12 protein-coding genes are annotated in these 12458 nt (G+C 65.6%); 4 read left to right on the forward strand and 8 right to left on the reverse strand.

Features of this window, described 5'->3' with window-relative positions; genetic code table 11:
- Positions 1-160: 160 nt before the first annotated feature.
- The 7 genes from PP263_RS15420 to PP263_RS15450 all read right to left on the reverse strand — a co-directional run bounded on the left by PP263_RS15420 (position 161) and on the right by PP263_RS15450 (position 8400).
- Positions 161-1249: a Ku protein gene (locus tag PP263_RS15420; protein ID WP_308364543.1), complete on the reverse strand. Its 1089-nt coding sequence runs from the start codon at positions 1247-1249 to the stop codon at positions 161-163.
- Positions 1242-2018 carry a Ku protein gene (locus PP263_RS15425; protein ID WP_308364545.1) on the reverse strand — a complete coding sequence of 259 codons (777 nt, stop codon included), beginning with the start codon at positions 2016-2018 and terminating at the stop codon, positions 1242-1244. Before PP263_RS15425 ends, PP263_RS15420 begins: the two co-directional genes overlap by 8 nt.
- A complete protein-coding gene (locus tag PP263_RS15430; RefSeq protein WP_308364547.1) occupies positions 2018-2203 on the reverse strand; it encodes a hypothetical protein in 186 nt (61 codons plus the stop codon). Before PP263_RS15430 ends, PP263_RS15425 begins: the two co-directional genes overlap by 1 nt.
- Before the next feature lie 18 nt (positions 2204-2221).
- A complete protein-coding gene (ligD, locus tag PP263_RS15435; protein ID WP_308364549.1) occupies positions 2222-4780 on the reverse strand; it encodes a DNA ligase D in 2559 nt (852 codons plus the stop codon).
- Between the two features lie 415 nt (positions 4781-5195).
- Entirely contained in the window at positions 5196-6017 is an 822-nt protein-coding gene (locus PP263_RS15440) for a hypothetical protein (RefSeq protein ID WP_308364550.1), read from the reverse strand.
- Between the two features lie 3 nt (positions 6018-6020).
- Positions 6021-6305 (reverse strand): YheV family putative zinc ribbon protein, encoded by a 285-nt coding sequence (locus PP263_RS15445; RefSeq protein ID WP_374693665.1) that lies wholly within the window; start codon positions 6303-6305, stop codon positions 6021-6023.
- Positions 6298-8400 carry a M3 family metallopeptidase gene (locus PP263_RS15450; RefSeq protein ID WP_308364551.1) on the reverse strand — a complete coding sequence of 701 codons (2103 nt, stop codon included), beginning with the start codon at positions 8398-8400 and terminating at the stop codon, positions 6298-6300. The genes PP263_RS15445 and PP263_RS15450 overlap by 8 nt, the downstream gene beginning before the upstream one ends.
- Before the next feature lie 65 nt (positions 8401-8465).
- On the opposite strand from PP263_RS15450, the gene PP263_RS15455 reads away from it, so the two are divergent.
- From PP263_RS15455 to PP263_RS15465, 3 genes are all read left to right on the forward strand, one after another.
- A complete protein-coding gene (locus tag PP263_RS15455) occupies positions 8466-9023 on the forward strand; it encodes a gamma carbonic anhydrase family protein (protein WP_308364552.1) in 558 nt (185 codons plus the stop codon).
- A 121-nt stretch (positions 9024-9144) separates the two neighbouring features.
- A complete protein-coding gene (locus tag PP263_RS15460) occupies positions 9145-10059 on the forward strand; it encodes a LysR family transcriptional regulator (protein WP_308364553.1) in 915 nt (304 codons plus the stop codon).
- Between the two features lie 62 nt (positions 10060-10121).
- On the forward strand, positions 10122-10640 hold the full coding sequence (locus PP263_RS15465) for a hypothetical protein (protein ID WP_308364555.1): 519 nt from the start codon (positions 10122-10124) through the stop codon (positions 10638-10640).
- Positions 10641-10751: 111 nt separating this feature from the next.
- On the opposite strand, the gene PP263_RS15470 is transcribed toward PP263_RS15465, so the two are convergent.
- Positions 10752-11639 carry a LysR family transcriptional regulator ArgP gene (locus tag PP263_RS15470; RefSeq protein WP_308364556.1) on the reverse strand — a complete coding sequence of 296 codons (888 nt, stop codon included), beginning with the start codon at positions 11637-11639 and terminating at the stop codon, positions 10752-10754.
- A gap of 126 nt (positions 11640-11765) precedes the next feature.
- Between PP263_RS15470 and PP263_RS15475 the strand changes: the two genes are divergently transcribed.
- Entirely contained in the window at positions 11766-12368 is a 603-nt protein-coding gene (locus PP263_RS15475; protein ID WP_308364557.1) for a LysE/ArgO family amino acid transporter, read from the forward strand.
- The last annotated feature ends 90 nt before the right edge of the window (positions 12369-12458 follow it).

Raw genomic sequence — 12458 nt, forward strand, 5'->3', positions numbered from 1 at the left:
CCTTTTTTTCGTTACGCGGCGATTTTATTCTGGATCTTCTTTCTGTGGGTTCAGTGCTGCGGTGACGCCTTTGCCGATTTTCGGCTCCAGCAGAGGTTATCCCAAGGGACAATTTGCTACCCACCACCACTGGCCGCGCCTTCGTTTGATCTCTGCACGCTCAGCGCCGGGTGGCGATTGCCTCCACCAGTTCGGCCTTGTTCATCCGGCTGCGGCCGGGGACGTCGAGCTTCTGGGCGCGCTCATACAGCTCGTCTCGCGAGAGTTGTTTCAACTCCGTGCGGCGGCCCTTTCCCCGCCGGGCCGACTTGCCGTTACCCTTTCCGCCGGCCTTTGAGGGCGCGCGACGGCCCCGGCCCGGCTCTCCGGGCGGGCGCCCCTCGGCGAGGCCCTGTTTGAGCACCTGCATCAGGTCGATCACCTCGCCGCCCCGCTCCAGTTCGGCTTCCGGCGCCTCTTCGTCCAGCTCGACCACATCCTGGCCCCGTGCCAGTTTCTCCTCGGCGCGCTCGATGATGCGCTGGCTCTGCAGGTCCTGTAGCGCCTCGCGCTCGAACGTCTCGCGGCTGAGCGCGGCGATGGCTTTCTCCATGGCCTTCACGCGCCGCTTATCGGGAGCCCGCTCCCCGGGCAGGCCGATCTCCTCCGGCGAGCGTATCTCTTCGGCGAAGCGCAGGGTCTCGGCGCGCAGGATGCCCTTCTCGGCGATGATCGCCACCAGGTACTCCTTGCCGCGCATAACGAAGGTGGCGATGCCGGCACGCCCGGATGCCTCCATACTCTCGGCCAGCAGGCGGTAAGCCTTGGTGGCCCCCCTATCGGGGGTCATCAGGTAGGCCCGCTCGAAGTACATGGGGTCGATCTCGTCGAGGCCGACGAAGCGCTTGAGGTCGATCTCCTGGGATTTCTCGGGAGCCAGCGATTCGAGTTCACGATCCTCGATCACCACGAATTCGTTCTTCTCGATCTCGTAGCCGCGCACCAGTTCGTCGTTGTCCAACGCACGCTCTTCCTTCTCGCAGAAATAGCACCGCGTGAGCGGTGTGCCGTCGCGGTCGACCATGCGCAGCGACACCGGCTTGGGGCGGTTGGCCGGGTAGAGGTTCACCGGCAGGCTGACCAGGCCAAAAGTGATGGTGCCCGACCACAATGAGTGAGGGCCGCTGGGGTGGAAGTGCTTTTTCTCTTTGCGCTCTGCCTTGTTTTTCGACTTCTTGTCCTTCGACTTGCGCTTGCTCTGGCTAGGCACGTTTTCGCTCCTTCTTCAGGCTGGCCTCGAGGGCCTTGGACAGATCCTCGGAGGGCTCGGGGCGGCGGAAGGGGGTGACCTTGACGCTCTTGCCCTGCCGCTTGGCCTCGATCAACTCCAGCACCCGGGCGCGGTATTCGTCGTGATATTCCTCGGGCTCGAACTCGGCCTCCAGCATGCCGATAAGCTGGCGGGCCATGTCGAGCTCCCTGGCATCGAGCGCTTTGCCCTTTGGGGGCTCCAGGGCGTCCATCGGCACCACCTGCTCCTCGTGGCGCAGCGACATCAGTATGGGCACGCCGCGATGCAGGCGCAGGGCGCCGACATAGGATTTCTTGCGCATGACCCAGCGCGCCAGGCCCTCCCGGCCGCTGTGCTCGAGTGCCTCGGCCAGGGCGAAATAGGCCGATTCACTGCCATCCGGGCCCAGGTAGTAGGGGCGGTCGTACCAGCGGTGGTCGATCGCCTCCTGCGGCATAAAACGGATGACTTCGATATCGCGCTCCGACTCCGGTTCCAGCGCATCTAGCTCCTCCTGGTCGAACATCACCAGGCTGCCCTCGTCAATGCGGTAGGCGCGGCGGGTCTCTGCGTAGGGAACTATCTCGTCGGTTTCGGGGTTGACCATGGCCTGCTTCACCGGCGAGTGATCCTTGGCGTGCAACAGCCGAAAGTGCACGCTGCGGTCCTGCACCGCGGAGTAGAGTTTGACGGGCACTTTCACCTCGCCGAAACGAATCACGCCCTTCCATATCGCCCTTGCGGCCATCAGACGTCCTCCCCGCGGCATTGCGGACACACCGCCTCGCGATTCTCGAAGCGCTCCACCACGCATCCCGGACAAACGGCCCAGTCGCAGTGGAGACAGTGATAGCCCGCTTCATGGTGGAATGCGCGCAGGCAGAACTGGCAGGTTTCGGGGCCGGGTTGCAGCCACCAGGGTGCTTCGCTCATATCACCTCCCGATTGCGGTCATTTCACGCCTACCGATGCGAGCAGCCCGGCGTCGAGCGGGCGGGCCGCTTCCCTGAAGCCGGCCCAGGGGTCCCGGCGCAGGGCCGCGAGCCGGCGGGGCAGGTTCCCAACGTTGTAGCGGTCGGCGCGCAGCGCCGGGTTGAGTTCGTCCCAGCGGATGGGCACCGCCACCGGGGCGTTTTTGCGGGCGCGCACCGTGTAGGAGGCCACCGCCGTCGCCCCGCGGCCGTTGCGCAGGTAGTCGATAAAGACGCGCCCCTCGCGCTTGGCCTTGGACAGGTTGGCCGTCAGCCGTTTGGGGTCCTCCCTGGCGTGCTGTTCGGCGATGGCGCGGGCGAAGGCCTTGGCCCGATCCCAGTCGGCGTCGGGTTCCAGTGGCACTACCAAGTGCAGTCCCTTGCCGCCGGTGGTGCGCAGGAACGGCGTGAGCCCCAGCGATTCGACGCGCTCGCGCAGGGTCCTGGCGACACGCAGGACCTCCCGCCAGGCGACACCCTCGTGCGGATCGAGATCGAACACCAGAATGTCGGGCTGCTCGAGATGATCGATGCGGCTGCCCCAGGGATGTATCTCCAGCGCGCCGGCCTGGACCAGGCCGACCAGGTCGGCGGCGGACTCGACGTAGAGGTACTCCTTACTGCCTTCCTTCCCGGGCACATCGACCCGCGGCACCCGCTGGGGAATGGCGGTGCGGGGATGCTTCTGGAAAAAGCACTCCCCGTCGCGGCCCTCGGGGCAGCGCAGCAGCGCCAGCGGCCGCCGGGCCAGGTGCGGCAGGACCCAGTCCTGGATCCGGTCGTAGAAGCGCGCCAGGTCGAGCTTGGTCAGCCCCAGTTCGGGAAACAGCACCCGGTCGGGATGCGTCAGGCGCACGCCGAGCAGCGCCGTCTCGCCATTGCGGCTGACGCCGGCCTTGCGTCGGGCGGGTTTGCGCTCGTCCGTCTCCCCGTTGCCGGCGGCCAACTCCTTGGAGTTGGTCATGCGTATTTCCCGGGGATTCCGGTCCTCGCGCAGCCCGCGAAACACCGGGTGGCGCGGGCGACCGTCCCGGGTGCGCTCGGTGAACTCCGCCTCGATCACCAGCTCGGGGCGCACCCAGTGCACCGAGCGGCTGTCCGGCACGGCGCCGTGAAAGGGCGAATGCTCGGTTTCCAGCGCCCGCAGGGTCTCGCTCAGGCGCTCCAGCAGGCGCTGGCTGAAGCCGGTGCCGACGCGCCCGGCGTAGACCAGTTCCCCGCCGCCATAGGCGCCCATCAGCAGCGCGCCAAAGCCGGGGCGCGCACCGCCGGGGTCGGTATAGCCGCCGACCACGAACTCCTCCTGCTGGCTGACACACTTGACCTTGACCCAGTCGCGGCTGCGCCGCTGTTGGTAATGGCTGTCGGCGCGCTTGCAGATGATGCCCTCGAGCCCCAGCTGGCAGGCGCGCTCGAAGAAGGCTGCCCCCTTTGCCTCGATATGGTCGGAGTAGCGAATGATGCCGCCCTTCATATCGGCGGCGCGGAGCAACGTCTCGAGGGTGCGCTTGCGTTCGAGCAGTGCCACGCCGGCGAGGTCGTACCCCTCGAGATAGGGCAGGTCGAAGACCTGGTAGATGAGACGGGCGGTGCGGCCGCTGGAGAGCGCCTCCTGCAGCCGGCCGAAGCGGGAGATGCCATCCCTGCCCATCGCCACCACCTCGCCATCGAGCAGCGCCGAATCCACCGGAAGCACCTCCAGGGCCTCGGCCAGTTCGGGAAAACGGCCGGTCCAGTCCTGGCCATTGCGGGTGATCAGGCGGACCTCGCCGCGCTCGAGGCGGGCCAGCAGGCGGTAGCCGTCGAGCTTTATCTCGTAGATCCAGTCGCCCCGGAAGGGGACTTCGCAGGCCGCGGTGGCCAGCTGTGGCTTGATCCCGCGGGGCAGCTTTGCGCGTCGGGCGCCGTCGAGTTCCGAAGGATCGGGCGGGGCGGGGGATGTCGAAGTCTCGGCATGGCCCGAGGTCCAGGTGGTGTCGCGGTCCTCGGCGATCTGCGCCATGCTGCGCCCGCTGGCGATACTGATGTCTTCGTCGACGCTGAGCGAGGCATCCATGCGCGGCTTGTCGTCGTGGCGCTTGATCATCAACCAGTTGCGCCCCTGCCTGTCCTGGTTCTTGCCGGTCATGCGGGTCAGAACCCAGCTTCCCTTGAGCCGCTCGCCGTCGAGCTCGATATCAATGCGATCCTTTTTCGGGCGCCCCTTGACCCGCCAGGTGCCGCGATCCCAGAGCATCACGGTGCCGCCGCCGTAGGCCTTTTTGGGGATTACGCCTTCGAAGTCGGCATAGTCGAGGGGGTGGTCCTCGACCTCCACCGCCAGGCGCTTCTCGCCGGGCTCCAGGCTCGGCCCCTTCGGCAGTGCCCAGCTTTTGAGAACGCCATCCTGTTCCAGGCGCAGGTCGAAGTGATCGTGGCTCGCAGCGTGCTTGTGCATGACGTAAAGGTCCCCCGAACTCGAGGCGCTGCGCGCTTCCCCGGTGGGTTCGCGGGTGCGTGTGAAGTCGCGCTTGCGGCGATACTCCCCGAGTCTCTCCATCGACTTCGTCCGTCGAGCTTCCTTTTCGAGGTTCCATCTCTCAGCCTAGCAGGCTGCCGGACTGCGGCCTCGGCACGCGCCACGCCGCGGCCCACCGTTCTTGGAAATTGCGCCGCTATCAGCGCTCAGCGTGACGGGGTGGGAAGGCTCTTTGCGGGACGGGCGGCAAGCCCTAATAAATCAGGGGGCCCAAAGCCGAATGGCACTGACTTAAGCGTAAGCCCGGCATTTTTCGTAGGATGGGCAAAGCGCAGCGTGCCCATCAACATGGCGGAAGATGGGCACGTCGCTACGCTCCGTTGACTCGCGCCATCCATGGCGCTCGCCCGCTTCGCGGGCGCCTGCGGCGTCCAAATCGGCAATCCTGCCGATTTGTGCCCATCCTACGAAGGAGCATTCGATTGCGAATAGCTTCTCAGATACGCACCTGCTGATGCTGCAGGATCTGCTGCCAGTTTGCGTAGAATTCCGCCTCGCCCTGCAGAATCGCACTGTTGAGATCGTCGATCTCCCGGCGCAGGTTTTTATCGTAGAAGTACAGGCTGCCGCCGCGCAGCGTATAGCCGCGCGGGTTTTCCGCCAGCAGCTGGTAGTAGCGCGCCACCCGCTCCAGGTGGGCGTTGACCTGTCGCGAGGAAAAGTTGCCGCGGCGGTAGTAGTCCAGCACCTGCGCGTCGATTTCCGCATGAACCTTTTCCCGGCTCTCCGGCGACAGGCCGCCGCTGTTCACCTGATTGCGGACATCCGCGCGCAGGTCCTCCAGGTAGCGTTCCGCGGCCTGCGCGGAGACCTGCAGCTTGCCGATGACCCGCCGGCGCTGGCCCTGGGCCCTGCGGTCCTTCAGGGCCGTCGGGGCGAACATTTCCCGCGACGAGAACTGCCCCAGCGGGCGGAAAATAGTCCGGTGCTGCAGGTTGCTATGGCGGGTGAGCTTGCCGCAAATTTCCACCGCCGCCTGCCACTCGGCGAAGGGGCTGCCCTCCAGCAGCTGCGGCGGCAACTGCGCCACCGCCGCATCCAGTTTTTCCTCCTGTTCGCGGTAGAAGTCCGGCCGCGCACGCCAGTCGTTGGCCTGCAGCTTGAACAGCGACAGGATGCCCTGGTTGACGCAGCGAGCCAGCAGCAGCGCCGTCTGCTCCCGCTGCCGCTCGCGCAGTTCGCGGTAGTGATCCAGACCGTAAAGACTTGCGATGGCGATAACCAGCAGGAAGGCCAGCAGTGGATAGTATTTTTTCACGCTTTATTTTTTGGGTGGTTGAATGATTCTTACCGGAACTTCGATCTCTTTCGCGGTTTCACTATTGTCGACCCGCGTACCCGGCACCCGCGGCGCAGACTGTAGGCGGATTTCGTCCTCGAAACCGCAGGCCACGCACTCGCGGAAATTCCTGCCCTCTTGGCGGTAGTTGACGATCCGGTCCATCTCCCCGCAGCGGGGGCACACGGCCCCGGCGATAAAGCGCTTCTTCACGGGTTTTTTGCTGGTGTTACTCAAGCTGTTGTTACTCAAGTTATCGTCACTCATGGGCGGTCTCGTCGCACTCTACGATGCCGCTGTGGTGCAGCAGCGCGTCTATTTTAGGTTCGCGGCCGCGAAATTCTGTGAACAGGTCCAGTGCGTCGCGACTGCCGCCCTGTTCGAGGATGCTGTGCAGGAATCTGTCGCCGGTGTCCCGATCGAAAATACCCTTCTCCTCGAACAGCGAGAAGGCGTCCGCAGACAGCACCTCGGCCCACTTGTAGCTGTAATAGCCAGCCGCATAACCGCCGGCGAAGATATGGCTGAAGCCGTGCTGGAAGCGGTTCTCCTCCGCCACCGGCACCACCGCCACCTGTGCGCGCACGGCATTCAGCAGTTGCTGGATTTCCTCTGCGCTGGCGCCGCTGTCGCGGCAGTGCAGGCGGAAATCGAATAGGGCGAACTCCAGTTGGCGCACGGTGAACATGGCGGACTGAAAATTCTTCGCCGCCAGCATTTTGTCCAGCAGCGCTTGCGGCAGCGGCTCGCCGGTCTCGTGGTGGCCGGAGATCATCGCGATGGCCTCGGGCTGCCAACACCAGTTCTCCAGGAACTGGCTGGGCAGCTCCACCGCGTCCCAGGCCACGCCGTTGATGCCGGACACCGCGGCCACATTCACCCGGGTGAGCATATGATGCAGGCCGTGGCCGAATTCGTGGAACAGGGTGGTGACTTCGTAGTGGGTCAGCAGCGATGGAGCGCCACCAGCGGGAGCAGAAGCGCCCGCAGCGGGTGAAGAGGCGCCTGCAGCGGGAGGAGAGAAGTTGCACACCAAGTAGGCCACCGGCAATTGCAGGCCCGAAGCCCCCTGCCGGCGCACGCACACGGTATTCATCCAGGCACCGCCGCGCTTGTTCTCGCGAGCGAAGGGATCGAGATAAAAGCCGGCGATGCGCTCGCCGCCGCGCAGCAGCCAGAAGAACTGCACATCGCGGTGCCAAGTGGCCACCGAGGTGTCCCCCTCCACGGTGACGCCGAACAGTTTTTCCACCACCGCGAAGAGCCCGGCGAGCACTTTTTCATAGGGGAAATAGGGGCGCAGCTCCTCCTGGCTGACGGCATAGCGCTCCTGCTTGAGCTTCTCCGCGGTCCAGGCGATATCCCAGGGTTGCAGCTCTTCCAGTCCTGTTTTTTCGAGGTGTAGCTTTTCCGCGGCGAATTCCCGCAGTTCGGCGAACTCGCGCTCGGCGGCGGGTCTGGCCCGCGCCGCCAGGTCCTCGAGGAATTCCAGTACTTTTTCGCAGTCCGGTGCCATCTTGCTGGCCAGGGAAAGCTCGGCGTAATTGGACATGCCCAGCAATTTGGCCTGCTCGGCGCGCAGCGCCAGTATCTCTTCCATCACCGCGGAATTGTCGAACTGACCGCCCTGGGGGCCGGTCTCCGAGGCGCGGGTGACAAACGCCAGGTACACCCGCTCGCGCAGCTGGCGGTTGTCCGCGTGGGTCATCACCGCCAGGTAGCTGGGCCCCTCCAGGGTGATCAGCCAGCCGGACAGGTCCTTCGCCTGCGCCGCGGCGGCGGCCGCCGCGAGCGCGGTCTGCGGCAGCCCGGCCAGCTCCGCTTCGTCCTCTGTGTGGTAGGTCCAGGCATTGGTGGCATCCAGCACATTGTTGGCGAAGCGGCTGCCCAGCTCCGCCAGCCGGCGGCTGTTGGCGGCGAAGCGCTCCCGCGCCCCGCCCTCCAGGCCCACGCCGCCGAGCACGAAATCCCGCAGGCCCAGCTTCACCGCCTGCCGGCGCGCCTGGGGCCAGCCGGTGAATTCCTTCGTCTCGGCCAGCTGCTGGTAGACCCGGTAGAGATCGCGGTTCTGGCCCAGTTCGGTCCAGTAATCGGTGACCTTGGCCAGCGCCGCCTCGTAGGGCGCCCGCCAGGGGCCGCTGAGCACGCTGTTCAGGTGGCCAACCGGGGAAAAGGCCCGGTTGAGCCTGTCCTGGGCCTCCTCCAGCGGGGCCAGGGTGGTGTCCCAGCCCGGGTTCTTCAGCCCGCTCTCCAGTTCGGCGTGGCAGCGCTCAATCAATTCAGCGATAGCGGGTTCCACCTGCTCCGGCTGCAACTGGTCGAAGGATGGTAGGAGGGGGAAATTCAACAGCGGATTGGACATACAGCACCCTGCGCAGAAAAATCGATAAGGCTATGATAATGGACCGATTGTACAGGAGATGCGTTATGTCCCCACTGCGCCCCCACGGCGACAACGAACGGGAGAAATCCCCCCAGCTCGGCAGCGGGGTGTATATCGACCCACAGTCCTCGGTGATCGGCGATGTCACCCTCGGCGACGACAGCTCGGTCTGGCCCATGGCGGTGGTGCGCGGCGATATGCACCAGATCCGCATCGGCGCGCGCACCAGCGTTCAGGACGGCTCGGTACTGCATATCACCCACGCCGGCCCCTTCAATCCGGAGGGCTGGCCGCTCACCATCGGCGACGACGTGACCATCGGCCACAAGGCCTGCCTGCACGGCTGCACCGTCGGCAGCCGCGTGCTAATCGGCATCGGCGCCATTGTGCTCGACGGCGCGGTGATCGAGGACGAGGTGGTGGTGGCCGCCGGCGCGCTGGTGCCGCCCGGGCGCACCCTGGAGAGCGGCTACCTGTACGTGGGCGCGCCCTGCAAAAAGGCGCGGCCGCTGTCGGACAAGGAGCGGGAATTCTTCCGCTACTCCGCCGACAATTACGTAAAACTGAAAAACCAGTACCTGACCGAACACGAACAGCCCTGAGCCTCCTCCCCTTGTAGGAGCGGCCCATGGCCGCGATCGGACTTCGCAAAAACCACTGATCGCGGCCATGGGCGGATGGCCGCCCCGCCGCTCCTACAGATACTTCGTCAGAGACCCCCAAATGAACAACCTCAACCTGGACCAGCTGCGCACCTTCGTCGCCGCCTGCGAAAAGGGTTCCTTCTCCGCGGTGGCGCGGGAGATGGGGCGCGCCCAGTCGGCGGTCAGCGCGCAGATCCAGAACCTGGAACTGGACCTGGGGCTGGAGCTCTTCGACCGCAGCGGCAAGTACCCGACCCCGACGGCGGCGGCGCAGTCGCTGCTGCCCCTGGCGCGCCAGGCCATCGGCCAGCTGCGCCGCTTCCAGCAGGCGGCAGACTCCTACCAGCGAGGCGAGGAGCCACTGCTGCGGGTCCTGTTCGAAGAGCTGGTGATGCCCGACAAGCTCAACGACATGCTGGCGGCCTTCGCCGAGCGTTTTCCCCACACCCAGATCCACGCCAGCACCGCCACCGACGAACAGGCCATCCGCCAGATCGCCGACGGCGGTGCGGATTTCGCCTTTGTCACCGCCCGCGACGGCTATCCGGACGAACTGGATTTCAACAACCTGGGGCAGCAGCGGATTCTCACCCTCGCCAGCCCGGACCACCCGCTGGCGCAAACCCCCTCCGCCTCCCTCAACGAGGCGGCCAGGCACCGGCAGATCATCACCGCCTCCCCCTCGGGCAACCGCCGCTGGCAGCTGTCCCCGCAGACCTGGAGCAGCGATTCGCTGCTGCAGGCGCTGGACCTGGCCTGCAAGGGCGTGGGCTGGGTCAACGCCCCCTACGAGCTGGCGCGCCATTTCCTGAAGAGCGGCAAGCTGGTGGAGCTGAACCTGTCCAACGCGCTGAGCGCCTGGAGCCTGGGCGTGGACCTGCTGTGGTCCGGCAAAACACCCCAGGGCACCGCCGCGCGCTGGTTCGCCAGGGAGGCCCGGCGCCTGTATGGCAACTACTACAGCCCACCTATCGAAATAGCTGATGGAATCTAACTTTTACCGGCGATTTTGCTGGTGGATGATGAGATCTCCTCATCAACGTTAGGAGAAACGCGATGACCACCGAAGAACACCTGCAGAACCTGGAGAGCTTTTCCAGCCACTACCGCTACAACGTGAACTACCTGAAGGAGTTTTTGCAAAGCTCACCGGAGGGCTATCAAAAGTTCGCCGACTTCCGCCCGCTGTCCTACCACCTGGAGTTCCTGCCGCTGGAGACTTATTGGGTGAGCAAGCTCGCCGCGATGCAGGTTGCGGACTGCGGCGAGTGTTTGCAGCTCAATGTGCGCATGGCGCTGGAGGCCGGCGTGGACCAGCAGTTGGTACAGGCCTGCCTCCAAGGTGGCAGCCGGCTGCCGGAGAACCTGAAGGATGTTTTCGATTTCGCCACCGCGGTGGCCAACTACCGCAATATCGATCCGCAGTTGGAGGAGCGCATCGACGCGCAGCTGGACAAGTCCCAGCGCATCGAACTGGGAGTCTGCGTGGCCACCGCCTCGGTGTATCCCACCATCAAGCGGGCGATGGGTTATACGCAGAGCTGCAGCCTGGTGGAAATCGAGTTCGCGGCCTGATATTCCAGCCCGGCTCTGTGGGAGCCTGCCTTGCAGGCGATTAATCCGGGTGCTATCTGCCAAGCCCTCTTCGCCAGCAGGGCTGGCTCCCATGGGAGGGTAAGCCTGCCTCTACCGCACCAATAGCCGTTCGGCCAGCCGTACAAGCTGGCGGGTGAGCTCCCCCAACAACTCGCCACCGTTGCGCCAGTGGTGCCAGTAGAGCGGCACATCCACCGGCCGCTCCGGCAACAGCTCGACCAGTTCGCCACGGGCCAACTCACCGGCCACCTGCAACTCCGGCACCAGCCCCCAACCGAAACCACCCGAGGTAAGGTGGACGAATCCCTCGGAAGACGGGCAGAGGTGATAGGCGAAACCACCCGCGACGCCCAGCGATTCCAGATAGCGATGCTGGAGAAAATCGTCCGGCCCGAAAACGATAGCCGGGCTGTGCGCCAGCGCGGCGGGCGTCACCCCGGCAGGAAAATGGCGGTCGATGAACGCCGGACTGGCCACCGCCCGGTAGCGCATGGCCCCCAGCGCGACACTGCGCGCGCCGGCCACCGGCCGCTCGGCGGCGCAGACGCAGGCCGCCACTTCACCGGCACGCATGCGTTTGAGCCCGACATCCTGATCCTCCACCACATGATCCAGCAACACCCGGTGCCCAGCGCAGAAATCGGCCACCGCCGGCGCCCACCAGGTCGCCAGGCTGTCGGCGTTGATCGCGACGCGCAGTCGCTCCGGCTGGCCGCCCTCGTCGAGCGCCGGGACCTGGCCCTGCAGGTCGCGCTCGAGCAGGCGTACCTGCTGCACATGGTTGAGCAGTCGCCGGCCCAAGTCAGTGGGCTGCGGCGGTGTCGCCCGCACCAATACCGGCTGGCCGACCCGCGCCTCGAGCAGCTTGATCCGCTGCGATACCGCCGACTGCGACAGGCCCAGTACCAGCGCGGCCCGCTCGAAACCGGCCTGCTCCACCACGGCGGCGAGCGCGGAGAGCAGCTTGTAGTCGAACATATCGATTTTCCTAATGGGTAATCAGCAAGATTTGTTTTTCTTATATCACCTTCCGGTCCAGACTCGCCAGCATCACCACTGCCCGCCTCACCGCGTACCGGCAGGCCAACCCGGAGGAATATCGATATGTGGCAGAGCTACCTCAACGGACTGCTGTTGGGCGCCGGGCTGATCGTCGCCATCGGCGCGCAGAATGCCTTCGTGCTGGCGCAGAGCCTGCGCCGCGAACACCACCTGCCGGTGGCCGCGCTCTGCGTTTTGTGCGATGCGGTGCTGGTCTCCGCCGGCGTGTTCGGCCTGGCCGCGCTGCTGCTGAAGAGCCCAGCGCTGCTGGCGATGGCGCGCTGGGGCGGCGCGGCCTTCCTGCTCTGGTACGGACTCAAGGCCCTGCTCCGCGCCCTTCGCCCGCAGGGGCTCGAAGGGGCCGCGGAAGCCGGACCGCGCTCGCGTCGCGCGGTACTGCTCACCGCCTTGGCGGTGACCCTGCTCAACCCGCATGTCTATCTGGACACTGTGCTGCTGATCGGCTCCCTCGGCGCCCAACAGACCGAACCGGGCGCCTATGCGCTGGGCGCCGCCAGCGCATCGCTGACCTGGTTCTTCGGCCTCGCCCTCGGCGCCGCCTGGCTCTCGCCCTGGCTGGCGCGACCGGCGACTTGGCGCCTGCTCGATCTCGGTGTGGCCATCATGATGTTCAGCGTGGCTGTGCGGTTGTTGTTCGGCCACTGACCGAACTTAACGCCGATAGCCTTAACCCGGCACCCACGCGCTCTATGTGAGGCGAACTCAGTGACGCCATCCGCGGCACCGAGACGGACT

The organism is Microbulbifer sp. TB1203 (assembly GCF_030997045.1).
GTDB lineage: Bacteria > Pseudomonadota > Gammaproteobacteria > Pseudomonadales > Cellvibrionaceae > Microbulbifer.

What these genes read in the sequence shown, in the direction of transcription:
- PP263_RS15425 (WP_308364545.1), bottom strand. Translation starts at nt 2,018, where the DNA reads ATGGCCGCAAGGGCGATATGGAAGGGCGTGATTCGTTTCGGCGAGGTG.
- PP263_RS15430 (WP_308364547.1), bottom strand. Translation starts at nt 2,203, where the DNA reads ATGAGCGAAGCACCCTGGTGGCTGCAACCCGGCCCCGAAACCTGCCAG.
- ligD (WP_308364549.1), bottom strand. Translation starts at nt 4,780, where the DNA reads ATGGAGAGACTCGGGGAGTATCGCCGCAAGCGCGACTTCACACGCACC.
- PP263_RS15445 (WP_374693665.1), bottom strand. Translation starts at nt 6,305, where the DNA reads ATGAGTGACGATAACTTGAGTAACAACAGCTTGAGTAACACCAGCAAA.
- PP263_RS15450 (WP_308364551.1), bottom strand. Translation starts at nt 8,400, where the DNA reads ATGTCCAATCCGCTGTTGAATTTCCCCCTCCTACCATCCTTCGACCAG.
- PP263_RS15455 (WP_308364552.1), top strand. Translation starts at nt 8,466, where the DNA reads ATGTCCCCACTGCGCCCCCACGGCGACAACGAACGGGAGAAATCCCCC.
- PP263_RS15460 (WP_308364553.1), top strand. Translation starts at nt 9,145, where the DNA reads ATGAACAACCTCAACCTGGACCAGCTGCGCACCTTCGTCGCCGCCTGC.
- PP263_RS15465 (WP_308364555.1), top strand. Translation starts at nt 10,122, where the DNA reads ATGACCACCGAAGAACACCTGCAGAACCTGGAGAGCTTTTCCAGCCAC.
- PP263_RS15470 (WP_308364556.1), bottom strand. Translation starts at nt 11,639, where the DNA reads ATGTTCGACTACAAGCTGCTCTCCGCGCTCGCCGCCGTGGTGGAGCAG.
- PP263_RS15475 (WP_308364557.1), top strand. Translation starts at nt 11,766, where the DNA reads ATGTGGCAGAGCTACCTCAACGGACTGCTGTTGGGCGCCGGGCTGATC.